Here is a 25,919-nt window from a genome sequence, read left to right on the forward strand (position 1 = left end):
GCATGGCGACACGTACCATTTTGCCCTTTGGCCCCCAGCACCCCGTGCTGCCCGAGCCCGTGCATCTTGACCTGGTGGTCGAGGACGAGCACGTGGTGGAGGCGATTCCCCAGATTGGTTTTGTGCACCGCGGACTTGAGAAGCTGGTTGAGAAGCGAGACTACAACCAGTTCATCTACGTTGCCGAGCGCGTGTGCGGCATCTGCAGCTTTGGCCACGGCTACGGCTACGCCAGCGCCACGGAGAAGTTGCTTGGCATAGAGATCCCGCGCCGCGCGGAGTACCTGCGTGGCATTTTGCAGGAGCTGTCGCGCATCCACTCCCATCTGCTGTGGCTGGGCCTGCTGGCGGACGGCTTTGGCTTTGAGAGCTTGTTCAACCATTGCTGGCGCCTGCGCGAGACCATCTTGGATATCTTCCAGGAGACGTGCGGCGGCCGCATCATCCTTTCCATCTGCATGGTGGGAGGCATGTCGCACGATATCGATGACGCGCTGCTTCGCCGTGTGTGCGAGAAGCTGGACGAGCTTAAGGTCGAGTACCGCGAGGTGGTCAACACCATGCTGCACGACGATTCGGTGCGCAGCCGTTTGTGCGGCGTTGGCCATATCAGCTTTGAGGACGCGCTGGACCTGTCTATGGTGGGTCCGTTCGCCAAGGGCTCCGGCATCGAGCACGATATGCGCACCACGGGGTTTGGCGCCTACGGCGACCTGGAACACTTTGAGCCCATTATCGCCACCGAGGGCGATTGCTACGCGCGTTGCAAGGTCCGTTGCGAGGAGGTTTTCCAGTCCATCGAGATCATCAAGGAGCTGGTGGCCAAGATCCCGCACGATGGCATTGGCGAGGCGCCGCTTGCCAAAGTGAAGCCCGGCGAGGGAACCCGCGCGCACGTGCTGATCGAGCAGCCCCGCGGCGAGGCGTTCTATTACGTTGCCGGCAACGGCACCAAGTACCTGGAGCGTTTCCGCCTGCGCACGCCCACGTCGCAGAACCTGGGCGGCATGGTGCGCGCGCTGCAGGGCGTGGATGTGGCCGACGTGCCCATGATCATTCTGACCATCGACCCCTGCATCAGCTGCACGGAAAGGTAGGACGACGTGGGTGGATTCAAACTGGGAAAGATGACGCTGCGCTCGCTGTTTAGCAAGCCTGCGACCGTTCAGTATCCGTTCGAGAAGCGCGAGCCGTATCCCGCTATGCGCGGACACGTGGTGAACGACATAGACGAGTGCATCCTGTGCGGTTTGTGCACGCGTGCCTGCCCGGTTCAGGCGTTGGCGGTGAACCGTAAAGAGGGCACGTGGACCATCAACCCGTACCGCTGCATCCAATGCGGCTACTGCATTAGAGAATGCCCGCGCGATTCTCTATCCATGGGCCTGACCCCGCCTGAGGCGTCCGCGCATGTCGAGGCGATTGTGATGCATAAGGAAATGGACGAGGCGCCTGCTCCCGCCAAGGGTGCCGCGAAGGCAGCCGATGGCGAGAGGGCCATCAAGGCAGAAAAAGGCACGGGCGCGCCTGCGCGGCCCAAGGTGAAGTTGACGCCCGAGCAGGAGGCCCGCGTGGCTGCTGCCCGCGCTGCCAAGGAAGCCAAGAAGAAAGCTGAGGCGGAGGCCGCCGCTGCCGCGAGCGATGGCGCTGCCGCTGCGGGCGATGCAGCGGAGTAGCCTGTCGGCGCGCTTTGGCTTGGATTGGCGAGCTGCCGGCACGCGCTTTGCCCGCGCGTAAGAACTTTGGAAGGGGATGGTTTCACGTTGAACCATTCCCTTTTTCTTTGACCTGCGGTTTTTAGATAACTTTATGCACGCGTTTTGGGGTTCGAAAAACCGAGCCCGTTCGGGATGGTCAATGAGGGCCACGAGGCGGGTAAAGGCCCGCTTTCGAAATGGCTGGGCGGCTCCCAAAGCACCTTCTGCGGCGCCCAAGTAGCGTCGTAGTGGGCGATTTGCCCACCTGCGCAGCGATCCAGCGGGGAAATAACTGTTGGTTAGCTAACGAGTGTCCACAAAATGAAGTCGCGAAGGTCTTGTTGAGGGCTCGCAGAAAGTCGTTCAGCGTGCCTTGGCCAATGTATAAGCCGCGGCGTACCCGCCTCGTGGCCCTCATTGACCATCCCGAACGGGCGCGACTGCATTTGAGCGCCAACAAAAGGCCCTTTGAAGGCTCGGCCGCGCCACCAGCATCGCGCGGAGCTCCCAAAACCCCACTACGGCATTTGCGTTTGAGCGGACTTCAAGTCGTACAATCTAGATACACCATTGAACGCCTGTGTGAAAGGGAGGGCCTCATGGCCAATGCCACCGCAACTGACACTGCAACCAACGTCGACGCTCCTGCTAAGGTTTACTTCACCAACCTGCGCACGCACGGTCGCGAGAGCCAGCTCGACAAGCTCAAGCGCCTCATCAAGCGCGCCGGCATAGAGCAGATCGACTTCGAGAACAAGTTCGTTGCCATCAAGATTCACTTTGGCGAGCTGGGCAACCTGTCCTTCCTGCGCCCCAATTACGCGCGCGCCGTGGTAGACGTGGTCAAGGAGCTGGGCGGCAAGCCCTTCCTCACGGACTGCAACACGCTTTACGTAGGCAGCCGCAAAAACGCGCTTGAGCATATCGATTGCGCGTACCAAAACGGCTTCACCCCGTATGCCACCGGCTGCCACGTCATCATCGCCGACGGCCTCAAGGGCACGGACGAGACCCTGGTCCCGGTCAAAAACGGCGAGTACGTGCAGGAGGCCAAGATTGGCCACGCCCTCATGGATGCCGACATCGTCATCTCGCTCACCCACTTCAAGGGTCATGAGCAGGCGGGTTTTGGCGGCTGCATGAAAAACCTTGGCATGGGTGGCGGCAGCCGCGCCGGCAAGATGGAGCAGCATGCAGCCGGTAAGCCTAGTGTGGACGAGGACAAGTGCATCGGTTGCCGCGCCTGCGAGCGCATCTGCGCGCATGGCGCCGTGAGCTTCCCCACCACTCGCGAGCGCACGCTTAAGAACGGTAAGGTTGTCGAGACGCCCGTCGCCCGCATCGATCATGATCGCTGCCTAGGCTGCGGCCGCTGCGTGGGCGCGTGCAACCAGGACGCCGTCAAGCCGGATTACGATGCCGCGGTCGACGTGCTCAACTACAAGATCGCCGAGTACACGCAGGCCATCGTTCAGGATCGTCCGCAGTTCCACATCTCGCTGGCCATGGACGTAAGCCCCAACTGCGATTGCCACGCGGAGAACGATACGCCCATCGTGCCGGACATGGGCATGTTCGCAAGTTTCGACCCCGTCGCTATCGACCAGGCGTGCATCGACATGGCACTGCAGATGCCCGCTATGCCCAACACCGAGCTCACGGAGATGCGCGAGCGCCTGGAGGCTGCCGGCGGCGTGCCCGAGCGTTGCCAGCACGACCACTTCAACATGACGCATCCGGACACCAACTGGCGTTCCATGATCGAGCATGGCGAGAAGATTGGCCTTGGTACCAGCAAGTATGAGCTGATCGAGGTCAAGTAGCCACGCGCCCTCCCGCGCAGCGGCGACGTGTTTATAAATCTTTCAAGGGCGGGCGTCTTAACCGGCGCTCGCTCTTTTTGCTGCCAAGAGAAGGTGGGCCGGCTGTTTGTCCGAAAGGGCCTCCGCCTGCAATTTAGGTGCCGCAACGTACACCTTCTTGTCTTCTTTTGCACGCGTGGGCACCCGGTTTGATATTGGGTGCCCACGCGTACAGATAAGCTGCCGCATGTGTACGTAGCGGCACCCAGATAAACGCTCGGTGCCCCGGCGTGCATACGCACCGTCACAGATGTACGCTCCGGCACCGAGTACGCCTTTGGATGCCGAAGTGTACAAAGGAGCGCGTCAATCATTGAAGCTGCGGAAGCTGGCATTTCACTTGGATTCAAGTGCAGTAAAACTTCTCTATAACACGCGTTACAGAGAAGTTTGGTGAGAGTGATGGATGAGTATCATGTTGTTGAGGATGCTGAACTAATTCGCGAGCTGCTGGGATTAACTGCCAACCAGTTTGAAAAAGCAACGGGCGTCACGCGTATGGCTCTTTATCGCTGGGCTTCTGGCGAATCTGTTCCCAATGAAGAAAGCTTGGCTGCGTTGTATGATTTCGCATACAGCAAGGGCATACGCCTTAATAAAATCAAAGCTCAACTCTATTGTGAAGAGCATGACGCGCAAGGACACGTCGCGCTTTTTCACGGCTCAAAAAACGGTCTGATTGGCAAGCCGTCTCTTAAGTATGGAAGAGACAATTGCGACTTCGGTCGTGGGTTTTATTGTGGCACCCGTCTCGAGAAACCGGCGATGTTTGTGTCGGAGTTTGAGGGCGCATCACTGTATATGTGCGATTTCAATCCTATAGGCCTCAATATTGTCGAGTTTAAAGTTGAGCGTGATTGGATGCTGGCAGTTTCTTTGTTCAGGGGAAAGCTCGCTGATTATTGTGGACATGCGATCGTAGAGAGCTTGAGGTCGAGGATCGAGCGGGCTGATTGCGTTATTGCGCCAATAGCTGACAACCGGATGTTTGAAATCATCGACAGCTTCGCTGAAGGGGAAATGACAGATGTTCAATGCAGACATTGCCTGTCGGCAACAGACCTGGGAAGCCAATACGTCATCAAAACAGACGAGGCGCTTAGGGCGCTAGAGGTCGTCGAGCATTGTTACTTGAGTTCGCAAGAGAAGCGCGACTATTTAACGGAGAAGTCGAACGTCTCACGTATCGGCAGGGACAAAGTAAAGGCAGCACGTAGGCAGTATAGAAATGAAGGAATGTATATAGAGGAGCTGCTGGGATGAGGGAATTTGACGCAGACGGCCTTTTGGTTTGCAGGTACCAGGCATCCATATTTGAGCGGTCGCTCATAAAAACGGAATGCGGATCCGCGGTATTTATTCGTAGGTTCATGAATTCGGACGTGGCTGCCCACCTTGATACGTCTACGTTTGCCAATGAGGCGACGGCACCCGATGAGGCATTCGATTTGATCGACAAACAATACGGGCCCTCGACATATGGCAGTGAACGATACTCGGCGGACGAGCTCTATTGGATGGGCTATCTGTACCGCTACTGGGCGTATGTCTACGGAACCAGGAGCTCTAACATCTACAAGAAGATTGGTGCGCGGGACCTGCGGACCCTATATCCTGCTTATCACAAGTTGGATCCTGCACAGGCGATTGAGCGTATTGCGGAGGCAAGGGGGTTCTCGCTGGCCCCCTTAACGTTGGACGAGCAAGTGGAGTTGCTAAGGCGAATCCGCGCGAAACACGCCAAACGCAGGACCGCTTAGAACGTCGTCGCCTCATTGGCCGGCTGAAATCGTGCATATCCTGGCGACGGGGCAAGCTCCAATTGCGTTTTAGAAGTTCAAGCATTATTTAGCTTTTCAAGCTTTCCAAGCTGGGCGTCGCCACTCTCGATGTAAGCGCCAGGGTAAACGGCAGGTAAAGAACGCGCCCAAATGGACGCAGAAACGGTGCATCATTCTGCCTTTTTAGGCAGTTCTGCTATAGTATGCAAAAACGATTTTTGGAGGAATCACAGCTCACATGCCAGATTCGAGTGACAGTCCCAAGCCGCGGGCAAATACCGCGGCGTCCCCCGTATCATCATCCGGGTCCGCAGCGGCGGGTCCGGCCTGCAGCGATGGCTGTGCAGACCCCTGCATTGATGAACTGAATACCAGCGAAAACGGTGCGTCTTTGGACGAGGGCCCCTCGCAGCTCGCCGCTACCAGCAACGCCAATGAGCTTGACAGTGCCTCCTGCGACGATGCCGCCTGCAACGACATCGCTGCCCCAGACGTCCTCGCAGACACTCGCGACCTGCTTAACGCCGCCCGCGACCAGGGCGTGTCCCAAGACGTGCGCGACGCCGCCATGGCAGCCGCCGCAAAAGCCGCGTCCAAGGCAGCCAAGACCGCCGCGGCACGCGAGCTCGAGAAGGCAAAGGCGCACGACGGCATTCCACACTACACCGTGGGCGAGGAGATCTTCAACTCCGTTACGCACGGCGTGGGCGTGCTGCTGGGCATCGCCGCGCTGGTGCTGCTGATAGTCAAGGCGGCCGTGGCGCCCGCGCACTCCGCTTCGATGGCGGCGGGCATTGTCTACGGCATCACCATCATCTTGGAGTACCTGTTCTCCACCCTGTACCATGCAATCCCTGCGCGCGGAGCCAAGCTGGTGTTCCGCGTGTTCGATCACAGCGGCATCTACCTGCTCATTGCTGGTAGCTACACGCCGTTTTTGCTGGTGACGCTGGCGGATTACGGCGGCTTCCCCATGTTTGTGGCGATATGGGCTCTCGCCATCGCCGGCATCCTGTTCGAGCTCATTGGGCGCGAACGCCAGCCCAAATGGGTCACCATCCTCATTTACCTCATCATGGGGTGGCTGGTGGTGTTCCGCTTGCCGCAGCTGCTGCACGCGCTCAACCCCATTGGCATTGGCCTGCTGCTCGCCGGCGGCCTGTGCTATACCGCGGGCACTGCGTTCTACGTGGCCAAACGCATCCGCTACATGCATAGCGTATGGCACCTGTGGGTGCTGGCGGGAAGCGTGCTTCATTTTATGGCGGTGATTCTCTTCGTTATCTAGCGACTCTGCCGTTACGTTTCGCCTCGGCCGCGCCGCCGCGCAACCGGCGACGGGCTCCGGCACCCCGTGTCCGCACTTGTTTCGATGCGCCCCCGCGAACAGCGTCCGGCGCACCCCTTGTTTGCAACCGCTCTTTTGGAGGTTTAAATCGTCCCCATGGACATAACCATCAGCATTCTCACCACCATCGTCCTTACCGTAGTCAACGGCTTCTTCTCCATGTCGGAGATGGCGCTCACCACGGCAAAGCGCGCCGTGCTGGACCATGAGGCGGAAGAGGGCGACCGCCGCGCCAAGCGCGCCAGCGAGCTCGCGGCTGACTCGGGCAACTTCCTGGCGACCATCCAGGTGGCTATCACGCTGGTGGGCTTCGCATCGTCCGCGGTGGCGTCTACCAACCTGTCCGACCCGCTGGCAGACTGGCTGTGCAGCTTTGGCATCGAGCCGCTCAGCATGGTTGCGCGCGGCCTTTCGCCCGTGCTGATCACGCTGGCGGTCTCCTACCTGTCCATTGTGGTGGGCGAGCTGGTGCCCAAGCGCATCGCCCTGGCAGACGCCGAGGGCATGGCAAAGCGCGTGGCCCAGCCGCTGACCGTGTTCCAAAAGATCGCCCGCCCCCTGGTGTGGTTCACCCAGGCTTCCGCTAACGGCTTGGCCCGCCTTATGCGCATCAAGAGCGGCGACGACCGTCAGAACGTGTCCGAAGAAGAGATCAAGTACATGATCAACGAGCAGGACACGCTGTTGGACGAGGAGAAGCGCATCATCCACGAGGTTATGGACCTGGGCGACGCCGTGGCCCGCGAGGTCATGGTGCCCCGCGTCGACGTCACCATGGTGGAAGACGACCGTACCATCGCCGACGTGCTGACCCTCATGCGCCAGACCGGCTTTAGCCGCATGCCCGTCTACAAGGACGACCCGGACGACATCGCCGGCATCGCCCACATCAAGGATCTTATTGGCCTGGCCCTGGACGGCAAGGGCGACGAGCCCGTCCGCGAGCACCTGCGCGACGCGACCTTTGTTCCGGACACCAAGGACATCCTGCCCCTGCTTTCCGAGATGCAGACCGCCCATGACCAGATTGTGGTTGTTGTGGACGAGTACGGCGGCACCGCCGGCATCATCACGGTCGAGGACATCGTCGAGGAAATCGTGGGCGAGATCGAGGACGAGTTTGACCCGGATAACAAGTACCTCACGCGCCTGTCCCGCCGCGAGTGGCTGGTGGACGGCCGCTTCTCTTGCGATGACGCGCAGGAGCTGGGCTGGCCCATCGAGGAGAGCGACGACTACGAGACCGTCGCCGGCTGGATTTTGGATCTGTGTGATTCCGTGCCTGATATCGGTGAGGTCTTTGAGGTCGATGGGTACAAGTTCAAAGTGCAGTCCATGCGCGGCCAGCGCATCTCGCTGATTCGCGTTATCGCTCCGGCGCCGGAACCCAAGCCGGAGGAGCTGCAGGACGAGGAGAAGGACAAGAGGGCTGACAAGAAGGGCGCCGCCAAGGGCGATAAACCCGAGAAAGCTTCCACGCCCATCAAATACGTTCTGCGCTCCAAGCAGGATAAGCACGAGGACGAGTAGAAACGGAAAAAGAGCATGGCAGACCTGTTCAACATCATGAAGATCACGGTGGGCGCGGACAAGCTTACCGCGCGCGTGCTGGTAAACCCGGGCATGCCCGTTCGCACGTCTGAGGACATCGAGGCGACCGCCCGCGTGTACTATCTGGCTCCGGCTATCGCCATGCACACCTGCCTGGGCGATGCGGGCGAGCATTTTCAGGATTGCATGAGCGACACCGAGGTGGCCCACCTGTTGGAGCACCTTACGGTTGAGATTCTGAACGAGACGGGCCTTGCCGGCGACGTGGTAAGCGGACGCACCAAGCCCAATCCGGATGACCCGCGCCTGTTCGATATCGAGCTCTCTTGCGTGGACGATGCCCTTACCGTGGGCGCCCTGTCTTCTGCAACGTTTATGATGCAGTGGGCGTTCTTGCACCCGGATCAGGTGGCCCCGGACTTCCCCGGTACCGTGGTCGCCCTGCGCAATCTTATGCTGCGCCTGCGCGGCGAGGAGCCGGACGAGTTTTCGCCTCAGGCAGATGGGGGCGCGCAGTACGTGGGCGACGAGCTGCCGTATGAGGCCGAGTCCGCCGTGGTCGACACCGAGGGCGCCCGCGCCGCGGTGAACGAGCTGGGCAGCGAGGTGCTGTTTGGAGGAGCCGCCGAGGACATGTGGCAGGGCGGCGATCAGCAGCAGTAGTTTCGCTGGCCGAGGCAGTCGTCAGCGGGATGGCGGCAGTATCTGCGGCAGCGGCGGTCCAATAGCAGAATAACGCGGCTGGCGGTTGCGTGCGGCGGCGGGCAGATGTCCGCAGCAGCTCGCGATCGCCAGCCGTTTTTGCCAGTCGTTTTTTGTTTGCGCATAAAGAAGGGGCCGACGGCAACCGGCCCCTCTAACCAATAATACCTTGCGCCGCCCGTGACGTTTTAACCTAGTGCGGGCTTCGCTGGTACTATTCTGATTGCACCCTTTGAACTGGCAATTCTTGCTTCTTTTTATATGAAATGCGCACGCGTCCGCCCGCGCCATCCCGCGCTGTGTCCCGCCCCCGCAACCCAACCTGCGTCCATATGGGTGAAGACAACGGCAAGCGGGTATAATGGACGATTAACTACGCGAATTGCGTACCAACACATATTTGTGCATACCGCTCGACTCTTGGGAGGGAACCTAACATGGGTAAAGGTCTTGGATTTGTAGCAGGTGCCGTCTTTGGCGCCGCCGCCGGTACGATCATCGGCATCCTGGTCGCCCCGCGCTCCGGTGCGGAGACGCGCGCCATGGCAGCGGATATGGCTAACGACGCGTGGGATTCCGCGCGCGACATGTATGAGCAGGGCGTCGACCAGGCTCGCGCCGCCGCCACGGACTTTGGCCCCATGATGGACGCCAAGACCGACGAGCTGCGCGCCAAGGTTGACCTTGCCCGCGAGCGCATGGATCAGCTCCGCGAGTCCCTCAACGAGGCCATCGCCGGCGGCAACGTTACCCCCGCCGCCGATGTTGTGGTCGAGACCGCCGCTGGCGTGGCTCCGGCAGCTGAGGCTCCTGCAGAGGCGTAAATGCTGGTAGGAACCCTTCAGGGCGTCCGCGTTTGGCTTGCAAAGCCCAAGGGCAAGCAGGACAAGAAGGATGGGCGCCCAACTAGCTCAAAATATCTTGGCAAGGTCCACCTTCCGGTGTTCACGCCCAACGGGCAGCGGATCGTCGGCTTCATGGTCAAGCAGCCGGATATCGCCGGCATGATCAAACAGCCCGACCGCTTTGTCGCCCTTGATGCGTTCGCGGTGGACGATGGCGGCGACCTGCTGGTCGCAGACGTTCGCGAGTCTTTTGACGCCGCGGCGGTAAAGCGTTTGGGCATCGACCTGGACGCCTGCATCATCTGGACCGGCATGGACGTGCAGACCAAGTCCGGCACCAAGCTGGGCTACTGCGCGGACGCCTCGTTCAACTACCGCACCGGCACGGTCGACATGTTCAAGCTCACGCCCAGCGGAGCCTCCAGCGCGCTGATCGGCTACCTTGAGATGCCCGCCAGCTACCTGGTGGGTTACGCCAAGGGCGCTATGGTGGTTAGGGACGAGGCCTCGCAGCTGGAGTTTTCCGGCGGCGCGGCGGCCAAGGCCGCAGAGGCTTCGGTCAAGGCAAGCGAGGGCGTCAAAAAGGGAGCTAAGGTTTTGGACGAGAAAGGCTCGGAGGCGGTCGAGAAGGGCAGCCATGCCCTGGGCCGCCAGATCGGCAAGACCGCGGGCGCGTTCAAGGAGTTCTCGTCCGAATACAAGAAGGCGGCGGGGACCCCGGACAAGAAGGCGTCTGCGAGCTCCGCGGCGAGCGCCAAGACCGGTGCCAAGGCTGGCGCTGCGTCCGGCAAGCCGGCCAAGAAGGCATCGTCCGGATCCGGAGCGCGCGCCGTGGGCAAGCAGCTGGGTCGCGCGGGCGGTATGTTCTCCGCGTTTGCTAGCGAGTTCAAAAAAGCGGCCGGTACGGACACGGGCTCAAAATCCAGCTCTAAAACGGGCGCCAAGAAGAAGCCGAGCACCGGCAAATAGGCGCCGGCACGTAATAATCACGGGGCCGCGTGCGGCCGCGGGACGGAATAGGGAACACCATTGCTTAACTACACCATCTCCTACTCCACCAAAAAGAAGCCGCATTATCGGCGCAACAACACAGACTTTTTGCCGGGCGGCCGCCGTCGCCAGCAGCGCAAGCCGGGGGTGCAGTACCTCAACCATTCGCAAGGGTTTGGCAGGCGCGGTGGCCGAGGCGGGCGCGGTATGGGTACCAACAACTCGCGCAAGCCGTACGCGTTCATCGCGGTGGGCTGCGCGTTTTTGTTCTTTGTGGCCAGCATCATCTGGTACGCCAACCGCGAGGTCGACATCACGCTCAACGGTGCGGACGCCAAAGCGCGCATCAACTCGTCCATAGAGCAGCTTATAGAAGATCAGCAGCTTGAGCCCACGCCGGGCAATTTGCTGGCGGTGGACGATTCCGTGCTTAAAAAAGAGGGCGGCGAGCGCGTGTCGGTCAAGCTCAACGGCAAGCGTGTCAGCGCAAATGACCTGGAGCAGACCAAGCTGCAGCCGGGTGACAAGGTAGAGGTCGATAACGGCCGCGACCTCTATGAGGAGCACGATGTGCAGGCAACGGAGATCGCGCCCACGCTGACCGTAGAGGGCCGCGGTGCCATCAAGTACGTCAAGACGTGGGGCGTGCCCGGTCGCAGCGAGATCTGGGTGGGCAAGCAATCCGGCATCACGGCGGACAAGGGCGTGGTGCAAGAAGTGGTGAACTGCGAGGTGGTGTGCCGCTCCGTTTCCCCGGATGCCAAGGGCAAGAAGTATGTCGCGCTCACATTTGACGAGGGGCCCAGCGAGAACACCCAGCAGATCGTTAAGATCCTGCAGGAAAAGGGCGTGGGCGCCACGTTCTTCCTCTCTGGCGACATGGTTAAAAAGTACCCGGACGCGGTTAAGGCGATCGCGCAGGCCGGGTTTGATATTGGCTCCAACACCTACAGCGACACGGACCTCTCTACTCTTACGGGCGATGATTTGCGCAGCCAGATCAGCCGCGGTTTCGATGCCATCTCCAAGGCGTCGGATACATCGACCGCGCTGCTGCGCCCGCCCTACGGATCCTTTACCCAGGAGAATTGGACCCAGGCCATGGACCTGGTGAGCGCGGTGGTGACATGGAACATCGATTCCGGCGACTGGACGCTGCCCGGCGCGCAGGCCGTGGCGGACACGGTGGTGGGCAGCGTCTCCAACGGCAACATCGTGCTGCTGACCGACAACGCGTCCACGTCTGCCCAAACGGTCGAGGCGCTGCCGCTGATCATCGACCAGCTGCAGGCCGCGGGCTATGAGCTGCTATCGCTGAGCGATCTCATTAAGACGGACGAGGATTTGGCCGAGGAGCTTAAGAGCCTTACCAAGGTGAACATGCCCAAGGGCGCTGCGCTGCCGCAGATTGCCGCCGATGGCGGTGACAGCGAGTAGCGGCGGGCAGGCTGTCGCTGCGGTGCGGGAGGCAATACGGGCCGCCGCGGGTCGAGTGCGTGCCCTGAGTCCATACCTTGGGTGAATGTCCTAGGCGCGCGATCGCCTGCCTGCCGCCGTCTGCCGACTGCATCCGCGCAAAATGACATTGGTTACACAACAACTTGACTCTTTAGTCATAATCACCCCTGAGGCCCATTGTGTCCGCGCGATGGGTCAAGATGAATGCGAAATGAAACTCAAACGCACGGCTCCATCGAGAGGCGATCATCGTGGAACAGGGACAGCAGAACAAGCCAGGAACTACCGGCCAGCATCCGCATTTTAGGCCGGCTCCCCATCAGCAACATCAACAGCACAAGCCACATCAGGCGCAGCAGGCTCCGCGTCCGGCCGCGCATCAGCGGGCAGCACAGCCCCCGCATGTGACGCCGCCGCGCCCCGCGACCACACGTCGGCGCGCCGCGGCCAATGCTGCTGGTGCGGCGTCGGATCACGCGGCAGGGGAGGGCGCGGCATCCGGCAAGACCGCCATAATCGCTGCGGTCCTTGGCCTCGCCATGCTGGGCGTGGCTCTTTTTAGCTGCTATTGGACTATGCTTCGCCCGCTTAACGTACAGGTGAACGGTAGGGACGTGCAGGTGCGCGTGGGAACCTCCGCGGCGGAGTTCATTCGCGACAACGATTACTTTGGCGCCAAGGCCGGCCGCAAGCTGTCCATAGGCGGCAACGTGATTTCCGAGGATGGCGGCACGCGCTACTCGGTCGCGCTGGACGGCAACCAAAAAACGCCCCAGGACATGGAGGGCGTCAACGTGGTGGACGGCTCCAGCTTCGTGGTGTCTGACGGCACGGACGTAACGGAGGGCTCCACGGAGAAGACCGTGCCCCTGGCTCCGGCAGTGCAGATGGAGTCCGGCGGCGCGGTCCAGTTTGTCTCGCAATGGGGGCGCGCCGGCAAAAAGGTTGTGACCGTGGGCGATGAGTCGGGCGAGGAAGTGGACAAGGAAGTTGTGGATCCCGCCCAGGACATGGTGATCGCGTCGCGCAACGTCAAGCCGGCGGGCGGCAAGTACATCGCCCTTACCTTTGACGACGGCCCCAGCGGCTACACGCCGGACATCTTGAAGATCCTCAAAGACAAGGGCGCCAAGGCGACCTTCTATAACCTGGGTTCGCAAGAGGCCAACTACGGCAAGTACGCAAAGCAGCTGGTCGAGGATGGGCATGAGCTGGCAAGCCATACCAATGCGCACCAGTACCTGCCCAACCTTGATGCAAATGCGCTGCGGGCAGAAATCTCGTCCGCGGCGGATGCACTGGAGAGCGCGGCGGGGGTGCGCCCCCAGATGATCCGCGCTCCGTACGGCGCCTTCACGTCGACGGAGTGGGGCCGTGCGGGCGACATCATCAGCTGCAACGTCTTGTGGAACATCGATACGCTGGACTGGAAGCGCCCGGGCGCGGACGCCATCAAGGCCGCGGTGCTCAACAACGCCTTCAGCGGCGCCATTGTCCTCATGCATGACGGCGGCGGAAACCGACAGCAAGACGTTGAGGCCCTTCCCGGCATCATCGACGGCCTTAAGGCCGCTGGCTATGAGTTGGTTACCGTGAGCGAGTTGCTAAGCCATGATGATCAGTTCCCCAAAGAGGTGGTCGAAGGTACCGTGACCATGCCAAAGGATGCGCAGCTGCCGCAGGTGTAGCGTAAAACCCCTTTGGCCAAGGAGTGGGAAAGTCGAAGGGTAAGGTTCCCAGAAGAGGGCTTATTAGTGCCGGCCGTTGACAAGTTGCGTCAACTGCCGGCTTTTTTGCCTTTCTGAGCTCCTGCTGCTTCGCGTCTGCCTGCTCGATGCCGTTTCACAGCTTAGGGAGGAAGCATGCCGGTAGTTGCGGGACTTGAGAAGTTCAAGGAAGACGCGGTATGCAACCGCCTCTTCAATTACCTGCGAAAACGCAGAGGGTTATCCACGCAATTTGAGAGGTCAAAAACCGTCCCCGCTTGAGGTGGTCAATGGGGGCCACGAGGCGGGTAAAGCACGGCCTCATAAGGGTCCTTAGGCAACGAACTTGGAGTTTCAAAGTGGAGCATTTGCCCTGAAGGGGCGTGAAAGCCCGTTGGAGAAACACTCCACGCCAAAGATTGCGCGTCAGCTGTCGCCGAACAGGGATTAATCGGTGCTCCAGCCACCGTCATTTCCGGGTGCATAAAATCAAGGCGCCCGCCTCGTGGCACTCATTGACCATCCCAAACGGGAGCGCCTTTACAAGCGCCTCGATGGCGCGGGAAAACCCCACCGTCGCGGCGAAGTTCGGCACAAGAAGCCACTCCACCGCGTATCGAAAGTGTCAGCAAGCTGTCATGACTGTATAAAAAATCAGCCTTCACGCTAAAGGGGATGCTATAGTAAGGGGCGGTTGCGGACATTTGTGCTGCAGCCGTCTTTTTTGTTACTGATGCGCCGCCCGGGCAACCCGCGCAAGCGCATGTATCTGCACACAGGGTCAAGAGAAAGGCCAATGGTGAAATCCAAACCCCGACCACACAGTAGCTGCTGACCCTGGGTGCGTCCTTTGCCGTCGCTCCGGGGTCGCGTACCCCTATACATATAAGAGCGAGTGAGCGAAGGAGCAGTATGAACTATCTGTCCGAGATGCTCGGCATTCCCGTCATCGATTCGACTGGCGAGAAGATCGGTGTTGTAAATGATATGGGCATCGCCACCGGCGAGGTCTTTCCGCACGTCACGTCCCTGGCGTTCCAGGGTCCGGGCAAGACGCCCTTCATGATCAGCTGGCGCAAGTACGTCGAGAGCGTCGATAATGACGCGGTGCGCCTGGCCGTCCCCGCTACGGACATCCGCTTTTCCTACCTTCAGCCGGACGAGGTCCTGCTGGCGCGCGACATCCTCAACAAGCAGATCGTCGATACGCAAGGCCTCAAGGTTGTGCGCGTAAACGACATCAAGCTTTCAAGCTCGGGCGAGAACCAGCTGCGCTTGCTGGGCGCGGACGTGGGCGCCCGCGGTCTGCTTCGCGCCGTGCACCCCATGGTCGAGCGCGCCGCTGCCGCAGTGTGCAAGGCGGTAGGCAAGCCCCTGGCTGAGGACATCATCGCATGGTCCTACATGGACCTGCTCGAGCGCTCCACCCAGCAGATCAAGCTCTCCGTATCGCACAAGACGCTGGGCGAGCTGCACCCGGCGGACATCGCGGATATCATCGAGCAGCTGGATCCGCGCCTGCGCAGCCAGGTCTTCGCGCAGCTGGATACCGCTCAGGCGGCCGAGGCCATCACCGAGCTGGACGACGACGAGCTCATGACCGAGATGCTCGAGGGCCTGTCCGACCGCGACGCATCTTCCATGCTCGCCATGATGGACCCGGACGACGCCGCCGCCCTTATCGAGGAGCTCGATTACGAGAAGGCCGAGAAGCTCCTGCGCCTCATGGGCGTCAAAGAGGAAAAGGCGATCCGCAAGCTGCTGGGCTTCGAAGAGGACACCGCTGGCCGCATCATGACCTCGGAGTTCGTCGCCCTGCCCTCCACGGCTACCGTGGGCGACGCCATCGATGCGATCCGCAAGTTGGACGAGGATTTCGAGAGCGTCTACTACGTCTACACCACCGACCCCGCGGGCGTGCTCACCGGCGTGTTGTCGCTGCGCACCCTTATTGTCGCCGAGCACGATACTCGCCTGCGCGACCTTGCCTACAAGGACGTGGTCTGGGTTGCCCCGGATTTGGACCAGGAGCAGGTTACCCAGGAGATGACCAAGTACGACCTGGTCGCGATTCCCGTTTGCGATGAGAACCGCCACATCCTGGGCATCGTTACCTTTGACGACGCCATGGACGTTATCGCCGAGGAGCACCAGGAGGACCTGCAGATCGCCGGCCTCAGCTCGGGCGAGAGCGGCTCGGGCGAGTCGGTGCACACCTTCACCTGGTTCGCCCAGCGCCAGTACTGGATCGTGGTGTGGGCCATCGCTGCGTGCGCCATCGGCGCCATCGCGGTCGAGCCGCAAGGCACCGCGCAGGCCATCACCGCCCAGGGCCTGTCGGCCCTCATGCCCATCGCCATCATGCCGGTGGTGCTGCTTGCGGCCATGCGCATGACCGCCTTTGTGAAGAACAGCTTCCTTGAGTACGACGAGCGCGAGGACGATGCCAAGCCGTATCTGGGCTTCTTCATCAAGTCCACCTTCATCGGCGTCGTGCTGGCCGCCGTGGTCTACCTGTGCGGCGAGCTCATGGCCACCACCATCTTCGCCGCGGCCCAGCCCTGGGTGGTGCCCACCTTCTTGGCGTGCTTCCAAGGTGCGGCGGCCGTCATCGCGGCAACCTACGCGTCCGCGGTGATCTACTTCGCCGTGCTGGTGCGGGGCGAGGAGCGCGACAACGTCGCCTCGGGTACCTCGCTCACCTTCGCCGCTGTGCTGCTGGCGGCGCTGGCCTACACGGTGGTTGGCTCCATTCCGCTTCTGTAACGCCTCGTCGGTAACTTATAGGCAGCGTATACCAAGCTGTAGTACCTAAGTGTAGTACCTAAGGGTTGTAAGGCATGCAACAAGAAACCAAGCAAAAACTCACTGTCGCCGCGGTGCTGGGAGCCATGGGCCCCGGCCTGCTGGCGGCGCTCTCCGGCAACGACGCCGGCGGCATCGCCACCTATTCCAGCGCCGGCGCCAGCTACGGATACGGCACCCTGTGGATGCTGCCCGTCATGGCGCTGCTGCTCATCGTGGTGCAGGAGACCGCCGCACGCTGCGGCTGCGTTACGGGCAAGGGCTTCGCGTCGCTCATCCGAGAGAAGTACGGCGTGCGCAAGAGCGCATTCGCCATGATGGCCCTGCTCATCGCCAACACCGCCGTCACCATCTCCGAGTTCGCAGGCATTGCGTCCGGCCTTGCGCTGTTCGGCGTGCCCAAGACCATCTCCGTGCCGCTGGTGGCGCTGTTGGTGTGGATGCTTACCATGTCTGGCAGCTTCCGCCGCATCGAGAAGATCTTGCTGCTGGTCAGCTGCGTTTTTGTCACCTACATAGTCGCGGCGTTTCTGGCGGGCCCCAACTGGGGCGAGGTCGCTCTCGCTACGGTGACCCCGCATATCGCCAGCGACCCGCGCTACGTGTCGCTGCTGGTGGCGACCATTGGTACCACCATCGCTCCGTGGATGATCTTCTTGGCGCAAAACAACGTGGTCGATAAGAACATCAGGGAGGACGGCATCATCCTCCAGCGCATCGATACCACCACCGGCTCCGTCATCGCCTGCGCCATCGCTTGGTTCATCATCGTCACCACCGGTGCCGTGCTGCATCCCGCCGGCATCGAGGTGGCGGACGCCGCCGATGCCGCTCTGGCCCTGGAGCCCATCGCCGGCGAGTTCTCAACCATCCTGTTCGCCTCCGGCCTGGTAGCGGCGAGCTTCCTGGCGGCCTGCGTGCTGCCGGGAGTCACCTCCAGCGCCATCTGCGAGGCGTTTGGCTGGGAGCGCGGTGCGGACCGCAACTGGGAGGAGGCTCCCATCTATCGCGGTCTCATCACGGCGATCATCGCGGCTTCCGCGCTGCTGGTCATCATGCCCGGCGTGGATTTGTTCCAGATCATGATGAGCGCGCAGGTCATCAACGGCGTGCTGCTTCCCATCCTGCTGGTGTTCCTGGTCTTCATTGCCCAGGACAAGCACATCATGGGCAAATATCGCAACGGACGCGTGTGGAACATCCTTACCTGGGGCACCATCGTCCTCATTACCGTGCTTACCGCGGTGATGTTTGGCCTGCAGGCGCTGGGATACTAGCCCCGGGGCGCTGGTTCTGGGGTGCTGACCCTGCGGAGGGCTCATGCTCCCATCTGCCCCTCATTTCGCATCGACGCCTTTGCGGCAGGTTTTGCGCGCCGCGAGATAGATTAACGTGCGGTCGCCCGGATTATCCGGACGACCGCGCTTTGCTGTCTATTCGTCTTTTCGCGCTGGCGCCCGCGGCGTCGTATCTGTTGCGGTGCGTTCGCTGCGTCGCGATTGTTTCCCGTGGATGATGGGTCCCGCGTTGGACGCGACTGCTATTTTCTACCTCCAGTTGGAGTTGGGCCTGGAGCCGGCGCCGAGGTGTCCCGGTCGCTGCTGAAATCGGCCTCCAGTTGGAGTTGGTGCTCCGGCCGCTGCTGAAATCGACCTTCAGTTGGGGTTGGTGCCCCGGTCGCTGCTGAAATCGACCTCCAGTTGGAGTTGGGCCTGCTAAAATCGGCCTTCGTTTCGACCGAATTACTAAAATCGACCTTCAGTTGGAGTTGCGCCGACGGCGCGCTTTTCGCTGCGCGCCGTCTACCTGCGCTTTCTCCAAAGGGCTCCGGGTGCCCGTCGGGGCCAAGTCCAACTGGAGGCCGATTTCAGTATCGCCAAGTCCAACTGGAGGCTGAAAATAGCAAAACGGCGTACATGAAGCTCGATTTCAGCAGGCCCAACTCCAACTGGAGGCCGAAAATAGCGCCCAACTCCAACCGGACCGCGATTTCAGCATGGGCGCCGCACCGCCGCACCCGCCACAGCCCGGACTCCGCTGCAGCCGCGCCTCCGCCGCGCGCCCTTACGCGAAGTACTCCGGAAACGCCTCCAGCACGCTGTCCTGCTCGGCGCTCATAAGGTGTAGGTGCGCCACGGTGAGGTAGCCGACCTCGTCCGTGTCGCCGGAGGCGATGGCGCGGTACAGCGCGGCGTGCTGGTTCATGATCGCGCTCCAATCAAGGTTCTCCACCTGGGTGCGCAGCCAGCGAAAGCGCTGTAGGTCGGCGTTGCAGGAGTCGATCCATCGCCAGATCTCGGTGCGGCCGGCGATATCGAATAGGGCCTTGTGGAACGCGTTGTCCAGGGTGAAGAAGGAGCGCGAGTCACGGTCGCGCACGGCCAGCACCTGCTCCCTAAGGAGCGCTTCCAGCACATCGCGCCCGGCCTGGTCTATGCGCGCGCAGCATTCCACGGCGACGCTGCGCTCAAGGTGCTCGCGCACGTAGCGGGCGTTTTCGGCGGTCTGCAGGTTGATCTTCGAGACGTAGGTGCCAGATTGCGGAACGGTGAAGACCAGGCCTTCCTGTCCCAGGCGAACTAGGGCCTCGCGCACCGGTGTGCGTCCCAGGCCTAGCGTCTCCTCCAAAAGCCGGGCGGAGAGCTTTTGCCCGGGGGCCAGCTTGCAGAAGATGATGTCCTCGCGGATCTTGTCGTAGGCAACCGCCTGAAAGCTGCTGCCGTCGTGCTTAGGGTCTGCCACAATAGCTCTTTCGACGGGGTTTGCGGGGCGGGCGGGGCCATCCCGGCATGATAATGATGCTATAGCGCTTATTCTAGCAGTAGAAAATGCTTTCTACCTGCGCGTCTTGCAGTATATTGCATCTCTACAACTCATATACCAGATTGCTAATATAAGAAATCGGCAGCATACGCACCTCTATAGCAAGCAGCTAAAACGTGCAAGAATAATGAGTAGCCTGCTCACGGAAAGCGAGCTAATATACTAGTTGTTACAGACACGCAAGGCTGCCTTACCACGGGCCTCGCGCGGAACACCGGCATCGGGACGATAGGAGAGGGAATGGTTTCACTCAAGCACTGGCAAGATGGCGCGCAGCAGCTTGCGGCCATGGGCGTGCGCCTGCCCCAGGCGGACGTGGAGGCAACGCGCCGGGCCGGCATCGAGCAGCCCCGCTGGATCCACTTTGGCGGCGGCAACCTGTACCGAGCCTTCCACGCGCAGGTGGCGCAAGACGTCATCGACGCTGGCGGCATGGACCGCGGCGTGGTGGTGGTCGAGACCTTCCAGCCCTTTACCGTTGACAAGGTGTATCGCCCCTACAACTGCGACATCTTGCAGGTGATCATGGACGAGGACGGAACCCTCGATCAGCGCATCCTCTCCTGTACCGCCGGCGCCCTGTTTGGCAATCCCCGGCGCGCGGAAGACTATCAGCAGCTCGTGCGCTACTTTGAGAGCCCGGAGCTGCAGATGGCCACCTTCACCATCACTGAGAAGGGATACGCCCTGCGCAACGCCGCGGGCGAGCTCTTCCCCTACGTGGCCAAGGAGATCGTGGACGGCCCCGCGGGCGCTGCGAGCACCATGGGCATCGTCGCGGCGCTGCTGCTGGCGCGCTATACCGCCGGCGCCGCTCCCATCGCACTGGTGTCCACGGACAACTTCTCCCAAAACGGCCGCCGCTTCCGCGACGCCGTGCTCACGGTCGCCCAAGGTTGGCTGGCTGCGGGTAAGGTGCAGCAGGGCTACGTCGACTACCTTATGGACAAGGACCGCGTGAGCTTCCCCTGGTCCATGATCGACCGCATCACCCCAAACCCCGCCCCCGCGACGGAAGAGGCCCTCAAGGCGCAGGGCTGGGAAGACCTGCCGCTGATCCCCACGGGCACAGGCGTAAGCTTTGCCGGCTTCGCCAACACGGAGCGCACCTGCTACCTGGTGGTGGAGGACGGCTTCCCCAACGGACGTCCCAAGCTGGAGGCCGGCGGCGTCATCCTCACCGATCGCGAGACCGTGGACCGCGCGGACACCATGAAGGTCACCGCGTGCCTCAACCCGCTGCACACCGCCCTGGCGGTCTTCGGCTGCCTGCTGGGCTACACCAAGATCGCGGACGAGATGGCCAACCCGCACCTGCGCCGCCTGGTGGAGCGTCTGGGCTATGACGAGGGCATGCCCGTGGTGGTCAACCCCGGCGTCATCGATCCCAAGGACTTCATCGACACGCTCATAACCCACCGCCTACCCAACCCGGCGCTGCCGGACGCCCCGCAGCGCATCGCGCAGGACACCTCGCAAAAGATGCCCATCCGCTACGGCCACACCATCAACGCGTACGCGGCGGCGGGCCTCGACGCCGGCAAGCTCGAGTGCGTCCCGCTGGTGATCGCCGGTTGGTTGCGCTATCTGCTGGCTGTGGACGATGAAGGCGCCGCGTTCACCCCCAGCCCGGACCCCATGCTTGAGCAGTTGCAGGACCTGCTCGCCCAGGGCGGCGTCGCGCTTGGCGTCACGGACCCCGCCGCCGTGCATGCCGCGGTAGAGCCCATCCTTTCCAACGCTGAGATCTTCGACTGCGACCTGTATCAGGCGGGTCTGGGTGAGAAGATCGAGCGGGCGTTCTGCGAGCTCAACGCCGGCCCCGGCGCCGTCGCCCGCGTGCTCGCCGCGCGCATGGCGTAAGGCCACGGGCTTCAAGCCGTGCCCGTTTCGCGCGGTTTTCAGCGCCCGTGTGCCTATCCCTTAACAAGCATCCCCTTCGCGGCGAGGCGCCGCATCAAGACAAGGAGCCCCAACATGGAACTCACCTTCCGCTGGTACGGAGCAAATGAAGAAAAGATAACCCTGCAGCAGATCCGCCAGATTCCCGGCTGCCGCGGCATCGTGGGCACGCTGTTCGATATCCCCGCGGGCCAGGTCTGGCCGCGCGAGCGCATCCACCAGCTGCGCCAGATGGTCGAGGACGCCGGCCTCACCCTCAAGGTTATCGAGAGCGTCAACGTCTCGGACGATATCAAGATCGGCACGCCGCTTCGCGACCAGCATATAGAGGCGTACAAAGAGACCATCCGCAACCTGGCCGCGGAGGGCGTCGAGGTCATCTGCTACAACTTCATGCCCGTGTTCGACTGGGTCAAGAGCGACCTGGACTACAAGCTGCCGGACGGCTCGTCCACTTTGGCGTTTGTCCGCAAGAACATCCCGGACGATCCGCAGCAGATCATCGACACCGTGGCCGACGGCTCGGCCGGGTTCACCCTGCCCGGCTGGGAGCCCGAGCGCCTGTCCCAGGTGCGTGCCCTGCTGGATGCCTACAAGGACGTGGACGAGGACAGGCTCCGCGAGAACCTGGTCTACTTCCTCAAGGCCATCATCCCCACCTGCGAGGAGTGCGGCGTCAAGATGGCCATCCATCCGGACGACCCGCCCTACTCCATGTTCGGCCTGCCGCGCATCATCAAGAACCGCGAGGACCTGGACTGGCTCTGCAACGCCGTGGACAGCCCCTGCAACGGCATCACCCTGTGCTGCGGATCCATCGCGGAGGAGCCCGGCAACGACATCTACTCCATCCTGGCCGAGTTCACCCGCCGCGGCCGCATCCACTTCGTGCACATGCGCAACATCAAGTACATCAGCCCGGAGGAGCCCGGCAACAAGGACTTCTACGAGGCCCCGCATCCCAGCGAGTGCGGCTCGCTCGACATGGTCGAGATGATGCGCGCCCTGCATGACAACGGCTTCACCGGCTACATGCGACCGGACCACGGCCGCATGATCTGGGGCGAGACGGGCCGCCCCGGTTACGGCCTGTACGACCGCGCGCTGGGCATCGCCTACATCAACGGCGTGTGGGAGGCCCTCGAGAAGGCCGGCTGCAAGGCGGGCGAATAGCGCATGCTGCTAAACGACGACTTCCTGCTCACCAGCGAGTGGGGGCGAAGGCTCTACCACGGCTACGCGGAAGACATGCCCATCATCGACTACCACTGCCACCTGGTACCGCGGGAGATCTACCAGAACAAGGGTTACGAGAACCTGGCGCAGGCGTGGCTGTACGACGGCGGCTTCGGCGACCATTACAAGTGGCGCCTCATGCGGGCGAACGGCACGCCGGAGGACGTGATACGCGGGGACGATGGCTACGCAAAGTTCCTGGCTTTCGTCGACGCCATCGAGCGCGCCATCGGCAACCCCATCTACGAGTGGAGCCATCTGGAGCTGCGCCGCTTCTTCGATATCGACCTGCACATCTGCCGCGCCAACGCGCAAGAGATCTGGGATAGGGCCAATGCCCAGCTAGCCACGCCGGACTTCCGTGCACGTCGTTTGATCCAGCGCAGCCGCGTGCACGCCCTGTGCACCACGGACGACCCGGCGAGCGACCTTGCCTATCACAAGCTGTTGGCGGACCAGGAAGAGCAGAACGGTTTTGCGGTGCTGCCCACCTTTCGCCCGGACGGCCTCATGAACATAGACGCCCCCGGTTTTGCGGGCTACCTGCAAACGTTGGGGCAGGCGGCTGGCATCTCCATCACGGACTGGGCGAGCCTCAAGGCCGCGGCGGCGCAGCGCGTGGAGTACTTCCACTCGGCGGGCGGCCGCATGGCGGACCACGGCGCCAACACGTTCTACTTCGCGCCGGCCGCAGACCAAGAGGTAGATGGCATCGTGGCCCGCGCCCTTGCCGGCGAGACGCCGGATGCCTCGCAGGCGCGCGCGTACCAAACGGCGCTCACCCTGGCGCTTATGGGCGAGTACGCCGCGCGCGGCTGGACCATGCAGATCCACGCCAACTGCTTCCGCAACGACTCCACGGTGAACTTCCGCGCTATCGGGCCGGATGCCGGCTTTGACTCCGTGGGCGATCAGCCCGGCATAGCCCGCGAGCTCAAGTGCCTGTTCGACGCCGCGCAGCAAACCGCGGCCCTGCCCCGCGTGATCCTGTACAGCCTCAATCCGGGCGACGTGCTGCCGCTCGCCAGCCTTGCGGGCTCGTTCCAGGGCGATGGCCAGGTCCAGCGCTTTCAGCTGGGGTGCGCCTGGTGGTTCAACGATACCTACAACGGCATGCGCGACCAGCTCACCGTGTGCGCCAGCCAGGGCCTTTTGGGCAACTTCACCGGCATGCTCACGGATTCGCGCAGCTTCTTGTCATACCCCCGCCACGAGTACTTCCGCCGCGTGCTTTGCCAGGTGGTGGGGGAGTGGGTCGACCAGGGCCGCTTGCCGGAGGACGAGGAGTACCTGGGATCCATTATCCGGGACATCTGCCACAACAACGCGCGCGATCAGCTTGGCCTGCTGCGTGAATAACCTAAAACCAGTCAAGACGGCTTGCATCAAGGGGTGTCGCGTTCAAGTGCGGCACCCTTTTGCCTGCAACGGGTCGAATACGCCAGCGTGCAGGCCACCGTTGCGCTCCGGCATCGCCAAGTGAGATACCGGCCTACTCCTTCTTGGGCATCATGTACCTGTGAAAAATGTGCGCGCAGGGTGCACATTGCCGGAAACCACGCAAGGAGGGTGCCATGTTTGATGAAGCCGAACGCGCGATGCGGGCCGTACAAGAGATGGGCGAGGTGGACCGTGCCTGCCTTATGCATCCGCCCAGCGACACGGACCGCGTGCTGTATGAGGTGCTCACGGACGCGGTCGCGCTCTATCTGGTAAGGTGCCGCGGCGAGCGCCGTCTAGACAAGAAGACCGTGAAGGCCTATAGCTGCGATATAGAGCAGTTCCTCATCTGGTTGGATGAGGGGACAAAGCCCTTTAACCGCCTGTCCATGCGCGACTACATGGTCTACCTCAATGGTCTGCACGCCGCCAGCACGGTGCGCAGAAAGCTGGCGTCTCTGCGCGCATGGTCTACTTGGATGCGTCGCGAGGGCTTCATGAGCGCCAGCCCCTTCGATGATCTGGACATCAATATACGCCAGCCCCTGCTGCTGCCCCGCACCATAGGTCCGCGTGAGTTGCGTCGCATGTTAGAGCCGGACCTCACGGGGGCTCCGGCAACCACGTCCACTGGCGCGCTGTTGGAGCTGCGCGACCAAGCGGTGCTGGAACTGCTGATTGCCACGGGCATACGCGTGTCAGAGCTCTGCGCGCTCAATATGGACAGCATCGACATATCGGCCAGGCAGGTGCGAATCTTTGGCAAGGGTTCAAAAGAGCGAATCGTTATGCTGGGATCTATCCATACCGTGGTAGCGCTCAGCGACTACCTTTCGGTAAGAAAGCCCTTGGCCGGCGTCAACATCAACTCAGAGGCGTGCCGGGCCCTCTTTCTCAATAGATCAAAAGAGCGTATATCAGACCAAGCGGTGCGCAAGATAATACTCAAGCGTGCGCGCGAGGTGGGGGTAGAGGCTCATATAACGCCCCATATGTTCCGTCACACGTTTGCAACAACGTTGCTAGAACAAGACGTAGACATTCGCTACATACAGCAGCTGTTAGGGCACAGCTCTGTTAAAACAACCGAGCGATATACGCATGTTTCCTCCGCCAAATTGCGCACCATTATGGAGCAGCATAATCCGCGAGATGTATTGAGCGGAGAAAACACCTTACAGCCACCAACAGAAATGATCGCATAGCAACCAATTATGGGATTGTGCCAAGGGGCCGTACGCAAAGGCGTGCGGCCCTTATATACGTATGGACACATCATGTAGGGAACATCTGTGAGCAAGGGAAATAAGGGGTAGGGGGAAGTAGAGAAGGGGACGAGAAGAGCCGCAATGTAGTGGCTATCTGTGGCGTAAGCAGGGAAAAACCAACCTAAAACGTGAGGAGTCAATACCTTTACGCTGTGCGCGCCAAAAGGGGTTGCTAAAAATTTAAAACATACCCACTTCACAGAAGTTAACTTGAAGCGTTATAGTATGAAGAAACTGGAAGCACCACAATATATATACAGCAGTACATAGTTCCAGCTATAAACCGCAAGCAGCGATGTACTCGGCCCGCAGGGCCTATTGTGAGTGCTAGATGTGAACAATCGTTACCACGTAAAAAGAAAATAGTAGACAAACAAAATTTAGGTGTTAAGATTAATCACACCGGTGCGGCATCGTGCCTATTTTTTACGGCGATTATTTGGGAGTCGGCCCAGAGATCGAAGTAGAGAAACGCATGATGCTCGATAACTGGCGATTATCTGTT

At 61.3% G+C, this 25,919-nt stretch carries 19 protein-coding genes; 18 read left to right on the forward strand and 1 reads right to left on the reverse strand.

All coding sequences use genetic code 11. The annotated features are described in order from the left end of the window. Positions 1-2: 2 nt before the first annotated feature. From B3H65_RS02090 to B3H65_RS02155, 14 genes are all read left to right on the forward strand, one after another. On the forward strand, positions 3-1,097 hold the full coding sequence (locus B3H65_RS02090; RefSeq protein ID WP_286683934.1) for a nickel-dependent hydrogenase large subunit: 1,095 nt from the start codon (positions 3-5) through the stop codon (positions 1,095-1,097). Positions 1,098-1,103: 6 nt separating this feature from the next. Next, entirely contained in the window at positions 1,104-1,676 is a 573-nt protein-coding gene (locus B3H65_RS02095; protein ID WP_286683935.1) for a 4Fe-4S binding protein, read from the forward strand. Positions 1,677-2,296: 620 nt separating this feature from the next. Further along, on the forward strand, positions 2,297-3,520 hold the full coding sequence (locus tag B3H65_RS02100) for a DUF362 domain-containing protein (RefSeq protein WP_286683936.1): 1,224 nt from the start codon (positions 2,297-2,299) through the stop codon (positions 3,518-3,520). 441 nt (positions 3,521-3,961) lie between these two features. Beyond that, on the forward strand, positions 3,962-4,822 hold the full coding sequence (locus B3H65_RS02105; RefSeq protein ID WP_286683937.1) for a DUF3990 domain-containing protein: 861 nt from the start codon (positions 3,962-3,964) through the stop codon (positions 4,820-4,822). After that, positions 4,819-5,319, forward strand: coding sequence for a hypothetical protein (locus tag B3H65_RS02110; protein WP_286683938.1), 501 nt, complete (start codon positions 4,819-4,821; stop codon positions 5,317-5,319). The genes B3H65_RS02105 and B3H65_RS02110 overlap by 4 nt, the downstream gene beginning before the upstream one ends. 259 nt (positions 5,320-5,578) lie before the next feature. Then, positions 5,579-6,628, forward strand: a complete 1,050-nt coding sequence (gene trhA / locus B3H65_RS02115) for a PAQR family membrane homeostasis protein TrhA (protein WP_286683939.1) — start codon at positions 5,579-5,581, stop codon at positions 6,626-6,628. Positions 6,629-6,784: 156 nt separating this feature from the next. Next, positions 6,785-8,218, forward strand: coding sequence for a hemolysin family protein (locus tag B3H65_RS02120; protein WP_286683940.1), 1,434 nt, complete (start codon positions 6,785-6,787; stop codon positions 8,216-8,218). A gap of 15 nt (positions 8,219-8,233) precedes the next feature. Beyond that, positions 8,234-8,902 (forward strand): hypothetical protein, encoded by a 669-nt coding sequence (locus B3H65_RS02125; RefSeq protein ID WP_286683941.1) that lies wholly within the window; start codon positions 8,234-8,236, stop codon positions 8,900-8,902. Positions 8,903-9,378: 476 nt separating this feature from the next. After that, the gene (locus tag B3H65_RS02130) at positions 9,379-9,765 is read left to right on the forward strand and encodes a YtxH domain-containing protein (protein ID WP_117680402.1); all 387 of its coding nucleotides are present in this window, start codon (positions 9,379-9,381) and stop codon (positions 9,763-9,765) included. After that, the gene (locus B3H65_RS02135; protein ID WP_286683942.1) at positions 9,766-10,755 is read left to right on the forward strand and encodes a PRC-barrel domain containing protein; all 990 of its coding nucleotides are present in this window, start codon (positions 9,766-9,768) and stop codon (positions 10,753-10,755) included. It abuts the gene before it with no gap. Between the two features lie 60 nt (positions 10,756-10,815). Beyond that, complete coding sequence (locus B3H65_RS02140) at positions 10,816-12,213, forward strand: polysaccharide deacetylase family protein (RefSeq protein ID WP_286683943.1); 1,398 nt, start codon at positions 10,816-10,818, stop codon at positions 12,211-12,213. A 272-nt stretch (positions 12,214-12,485) separates the two neighbouring features. Next, complete coding sequence (locus B3H65_RS02145; protein ID WP_286683944.1) at positions 12,486-13,922, forward strand: polysaccharide deacetylase family protein; 1,437 nt, start codon at positions 12,486-12,488, stop codon at positions 13,920-13,922. Between the two features lie 930 nt (positions 13,923-14,852). Next, complete coding sequence (locus B3H65_RS02150; protein WP_286683945.1) at positions 14,853-16,706, forward strand: magnesium transporter; 1,854 nt, start codon at positions 14,853-14,855, stop codon at positions 16,704-16,706. 74 nt (positions 16,707-16,780) lie between these two features. Next, positions 16,781-18,022 carry an Nramp family divalent metal transporter gene (locus B3H65_RS02155; RefSeq protein ID WP_286683946.1) on the forward strand — a complete coding sequence of 414 codons (1,242 nt, stop codon included), beginning with the start codon at positions 16,781-16,783 and terminating at the stop codon, positions 18,020-18,022. Between the two features lie 787 nt (positions 18,023-18,809). Here the strand turns inward: B3H65_RS02155 and B3H65_RS02160 are convergent. After that, the gene (locus B3H65_RS02160; RefSeq protein WP_286683947.1) at positions 18,810-19,487 is read right to left on the reverse strand and encodes a GntR family transcriptional regulator; all 678 of its coding nucleotides are present in this window, start codon (positions 19,485-19,487) and stop codon (positions 18,810-18,812) included. A 321-nt stretch (positions 19,488-19,808) separates the two neighbouring features. On the opposite strand from B3H65_RS02160, the gene B3H65_RS02165 reads away from it, so the two are divergent. From B3H65_RS02165 to B3H65_RS02180, 4 genes are all read left to right on the forward strand, one after another. After that, positions 19,809-21,431 (forward strand): mannitol dehydrogenase family protein, encoded by a 1,623-nt coding sequence (locus B3H65_RS02165; protein ID WP_286683948.1) that lies wholly within the window; start codon positions 19,809-19,811, stop codon positions 21,429-21,431. A 114-nt stretch (positions 21,432-21,545) separates the two neighbouring features. After that, on the forward strand, positions 21,546-22,643 hold the full coding sequence (gene uxuA, locus B3H65_RS02170) for a mannonate dehydratase (RefSeq protein WP_286683949.1): 1,098 nt from the start codon (positions 21,546-21,548) through the stop codon (positions 22,641-22,643). A gap of 3 nt (positions 22,644-22,646) precedes the next feature. Then, positions 22,647-24,065, forward strand: coding sequence for a glucuronate isomerase (gene uxaC / locus B3H65_RS02175; RefSeq protein WP_286683950.1), 1,419 nt, complete (start codon positions 22,647-22,649; stop codon positions 24,063-24,065). A 215-nt stretch (positions 24,066-24,280) separates the two neighbouring features. Beyond that, complete coding sequence (locus tag B3H65_RS02180) at positions 24,281-25,351, forward strand: tyrosine-type recombinase/integrase (protein ID WP_286683951.1); 1,071 nt, start codon at positions 24,281-24,283, stop codon at positions 25,349-25,351. The last annotated feature ends 568 nt before the right edge of the window (positions 25,352-25,919 follow it).

The organism is Collinsella sp. UBA1693, assembly GCF_002320115.1.
In the GTDB taxonomy this organism is placed as follows: domain Bacteria; phylum Actinomycetota; class Coriobacteriia; order Coriobacteriales; family Coriobacteriaceae; genus Collinsella; species Collinsella tanakaei.

Coding starts and splice junctions, on each gene's coding strand:
- trhA (WP_286683939.1), top strand. CDS start 5,579: ATGCCAGATTCGAGTGACAGTCCCAAGCCGCGGGCAAATACCGCGGCG.
- B3H65_RS02150 (WP_286683945.1), top strand. CDS start 14,853: ATGAACTATCTGTCCGAGATGCTCGGCATTCCCGTCATCGATTCGACT.
- B3H65_RS02125 (WP_286683941.1), top strand. CDS start 8,234: ATGGCAGACCTGTTCAACATCATGAAGATCACGGTGGGCGCGGACAAG.
- B3H65_RS02135 (WP_286683942.1), top strand. CDS start 9,766: ATGCTGGTAGGAACCCTTCAGGGCGTCCGCGTTTGGCTTGCAAAGCCC.
- uxuA (WP_286683949.1), top strand. CDS start 21,546: ATGGAACTCACCTTCCGCTGGTACGGAGCAAATGAAGAAAAGATAACC.
- B3H65_RS02180 (WP_286683951.1), top strand. CDS start 24,281: ATGTTTGATGAAGCCGAACGCGCGATGCGGGCCGTACAAGAGATGGGC.
- B3H65_RS02130 (WP_117680402.1), top strand. CDS start 9,379: ATGGGTAAAGGTCTTGGATTTGTAGCAGGTGCCGTCTTTGGCGCCGCC.
- B3H65_RS02110 (WP_286683938.1), top strand. CDS start 4,819: ATGAGGGAATTTGACGCAGACGGCCTTTTGGTTTGCAGGTACCAGGCA.
- B3H65_RS02090 (WP_286683934.1), top strand. CDS start 3: ATGGCGACACGTACCATTTTGCCCTTTGGCCCCCAGCACCCCGTGCTG.
- B3H65_RS02165 (WP_286683948.1), top strand. CDS start 19,809: ATGGTTTCACTCAAGCACTGGCAAGATGGCGCGCAGCAGCTTGCGGCC.
- B3H65_RS02120 (WP_286683940.1), top strand. CDS start 6,785: ATGGACATAACCATCAGCATTCTCACCACCATCGTCCTTACCGTAGTC.
- B3H65_RS02105 (WP_286683937.1), top strand. CDS start 3,962: ATGGATGAGTATCATGTTGTTGAGGATGCTGAACTAATTCGCGAGCTG.
- B3H65_RS02155 (WP_286683946.1), top strand. CDS start 16,781: ATGCAACAAGAAACCAAGCAAAAACTCACTGTCGCCGCGGTGCTGGGA.
- B3H65_RS02100 (WP_286683936.1), top strand. CDS start 2,297: ATGGCCAATGCCACCGCAACTGACACTGCAACCAACGTCGACGCTCCT.
- uxaC (WP_286683950.1), top strand. CDS start 22,647: ATGCTGCTAAACGACGACTTCCTGCTCACCAGCGAGTGGGGGCGAAGG.